We start from the raw sequence: 1,964 nt of genomic DNA on the forward strand, positions 1-1,964 counted from the left end.
TTTTGCATGCTTGGCCAGAAAAATGAGTCGTTCTCGCTGTTCTAAACTAAGTGGTACAGAAACAATTCGAGGCATGTGTGAACATCTGTTAACTAAAAAAACTTTTTTCGCATGATTAGTTATTTTTTTCAACTTATACGCTTAGCTTCAACAACTAAAGACGGCTCACCATTTATTTTTAATATATAATCCGAAAACCCATTTTCATGATTATTTTCGCAAGAGAACTGGGTAAATGACCAACCTAAGCATTCATGAAAAATTCTATTAATAATTTTAACTTTTGCATCTTCTTCACTTACAATCGTCTGGATATCTTGTCTAACTTCTTTTAACAATATCTTTAATTTTTCTTCGCTAACATCAATACTTGCCATTTAGCACCTTAAAAATTTTTATATTCCACTTATTTATTGATAATAAATCATTTCTTAGATTTAGAGTCAAATTTATATACATTGGAATCTATCCAGTAAACACAGATATACTGTCAAGGGCTATTGTAAATATATGAATCCACTATCGAATACATGATCTTACTAAAAAAAACTTATTGATATAGAAAATTCCCCAAAGAAAATTCGGAAAAGCCCTAGACCTTTAGGCTAAAACAGTACGATCCCAATTCTCCAAGAATCCCCCATAGCCACAAGATCTCATTTCTCTGCTCACAGCTCATTTGATAATAATTCACTAGGGATTAATCAAATACGCTGTTCACATCGAATTGAGCATCAGTGAAATGAATTTGGTGGGTGATTTTCACATGCCTACACCTTAGACCCACGGACTATCATGCAAAATGGACCACATGCGGTCTATCAGAATCCGATGGTCCAAAACCTTTCATTCAGTAAAAAACCCCATAATTCAAAGAGTTATTGGGTTCGAAACTGGTGGGCCCAGACAGACTTGAACTGTCGACCAACGGATTATGAGTCCGTTAACATAAAGATTAAAAATCAAAAAGATATAACAAATAAATTAATAATATCATACACTTATTTAATTTACAAAGTTTACTATTCACTCTTTTTGTTGATTAATATATATTGATTTTGCTTACTACTTGCTTACCAGACGCTTACTAGAATGAAACTAACAAAACCCACAATTGATAAAATTGATTGCTCAGACCAAACTAAACCAACTTTCTTTTGGGATGAGAAAACACCTGGATTTGGTGTTAAAGTTACACCTAAAAATAATAAAAGCTACATTTTCCAAGGTCGTATTGGTCTTCAAAACCGTCGTATCAAAATTGGTGACGTTGGTATATGGAAATTAGATGATGCTCGTAAGTATGCACAAGAATTAGCGATTATGTGTCACAAAGGGATTGACCCATTGATCGAGCGTAAGAAAGCTTTAGCTGATAATAAAGAACTGCTAAAACAAGAGAAACGCAAGACGATTAAATTTAAAGATGTATGGTTTGAATACTTAAAAGCAAGACAACCTAATTGGCGACCAAGAAGTTATCAGGACCACATCGAATTATCTAGAGGTGGTTACGATCCTGAAAAAAATAGTGTTTATACCAGTCAACCCATTTTTCAACTGTTTGAGTACAAACTTTCTGAATTAACTGCAGATGTATTATGCGATTGGCTTGATCACAATGACTTCCGTCCAACAACATCAGCTAAAGCATACAGACTTACACGAGCTTTCCTGAATTGGTGTGAGGAACACGAGGATTATGAAAACTTAGTACCTCCAAAATCATACAACTCAAAAAAAGTTAAAGATAAAGTCCCTTCCCCAAAAGCCAAGAATGATTGTTTGATGAAACAGCATCTAAAACCATGGTTTGAAGAGGTAAATAAGTTAACTAATATAGGACTTACGCACTATTATTTAAAGATTCTCTGTGGTAGCAGATGATTTTTATCGAGAATAAAGTCATCAATGAAGCTTTTGATAATTGGTCTAAATAATTTCTTCTGCCAACGATATACATT

At 33.6% G+C, this 1,964-nt stretch carries 1 protein-coding gene and 3 pseudogenes; 1 reads left to right on the forward strand and 3 read right to left on the reverse strand.

Annotated elements, in window-relative coordinates; genetic code table 11:
• Both FTV03_RS18115 and FTV03_RS17615 read right to left on the reverse strand, forming a co-directional pair.
• Positions 1-75: pseudogene (locus FTV03_RS18115) on the reverse strand (helix-turn-helix domain-containing protein); the annotation flags it as partial.
• Between the two features lie 53 nt (positions 76-128).
• Entirely contained in the window at positions 129-377 is a 249-nt protein-coding gene (locus FTV03_RS17615; RefSeq protein WP_257220841.1) for a hypothetical protein, read from the reverse strand.
• 715 nt (positions 378-1,092) lie between these two features.
• Between FTV03_RS17615 and FTV03_RS17620 the strand changes: the two are divergent.
• A pseudogene (locus FTV03_RS17620) lies at positions 1,093-1,839 on the forward strand (Arm DNA-binding domain-containing protein); the annotation flags it as partial.
• A 17-nt stretch (positions 1,840-1,856) separates the two neighbouring features.
• Here the strand turns inward: FTV03_RS17620 and FTV03_RS17625 are convergent.
• A pseudogene (locus FTV03_RS17625) lies at positions 1,857-1,964 on the reverse strand (IS701 family transposase); the annotation flags it as partial.

The organism is Acinetobacter sp. YH12218 (assembly GCF_013417925.1).
Taxonomy (GTDB): domain Bacteria; phylum Pseudomonadota; class Gammaproteobacteria; order Pseudomonadales; family Moraxellaceae; genus Acinetobacter; species Acinetobacter amyesii.